Origin of the sequence: Labrys sedimenti (assembly GCF_034424805.1) — a bacterium.
Taxonomy (GTDB): Bacteria; Pseudomonadota; Alphaproteobacteria; order Rhizobiales; family Labraceae; genus Labrys; species Labrys sedimenti.
Window position 1 is genome coordinate 1 of sequence record NZ_JAXOUF010000104.1, and the last position, 1,020, is coordinate 1,020.

Below are 1,020 nucleotides of genomic sequence, written 5' to 3' on the forward strand. Positions count from 1 at the left end.
GCCAGTGGGCTTGCATGTGGTGGGCGCGCGGTTTGCCGATGAGCAGGTACTTAGGGTGTGTCACGCGTATGCACAGGCATTCCCCACAGCGCACTTGCACACACCGAAAATCCCGACCTGAAATACCTACAACTGTGGGAGCTGGCTTGCCTGCGATAGCGCTGGTTCAATCAGCACATTGGCCTCTGACACACCGCCGTCGCAGCTTCTACACAATTTTGTAGGTTGTAGCAGCCAACGGTAACCACGATGCGAAGCGAGCCGCTCTTGATCTTGATCTGCTTTTGATCTTAGGCGCCCCGTTAAACCACGCTGGCCGGAATTCGACAGGGATTTGGGGGGTAAACCGGCAGGGATGCCGGTTTAGCCGCCCCGCGCCATGGATGGCGCGTGGCGGCGGCCCCCCAAATCACTGGCGGATTACGGGCACACCGAGCCCAAGCGAGGTGCCGAGTGGTGGGGCAAGAGCGTTTTGCTTACTTTTGCGCTTTTCAAAAGTGAGCCGCCGTCAGGGCGGAACCCTAAGTAGCCTTAACCGCAGGAATGGATATGTACACGGTCCAACTGTGTTGACTGTCAGGCCGCCTTCGCAGGCAAGCCAGCTCCCACATTGAGATCTCGGCGCGTCAGTTAGATCAGCGCCGTCTGCAGGGCCGTCACGGGAGCAAGCTCCCTCGCCACAGGTCCCGCGTCGCCCCAAAGTTGTAGATAACTACGGCTATGGGGCGACGTGATCGATCAAACGCCTTTGGTCGACGGCAACAGTACCGTGAGGATGCCCACCAGCGGCAGGAACGAGCACAGCTTGTACACGTATTCGATGCCGTGATGATCAGCGAGCATCCCGAGCAGCGCCGCGCCGATCCCGCTGAAGCCGAACATCAGGCCGAAGAATATCCCGGCGATCATGCCCACATTGCCCGGCACCAGTTCCTGGGCAAACACCACGATGGCCGAGAACGCCGAGGCGATGATAAAGCCGATGACCACGCTGAGTACGGCGGTCCAGAACAGGTCGAC

At 59.5% G+C, this 1,020-nt stretch carries 1 pseudogene; it reads right to left on the reverse strand.

Annotation, left to right across the window (positions count from 1 at the left end):
• Positions 1-738: 738 nt before the first annotated feature.
• Positions 739-1,020, reverse strand: a pseudogene (locus U1R88_RS35630) (MFS transporter); the annotation flags it as partial.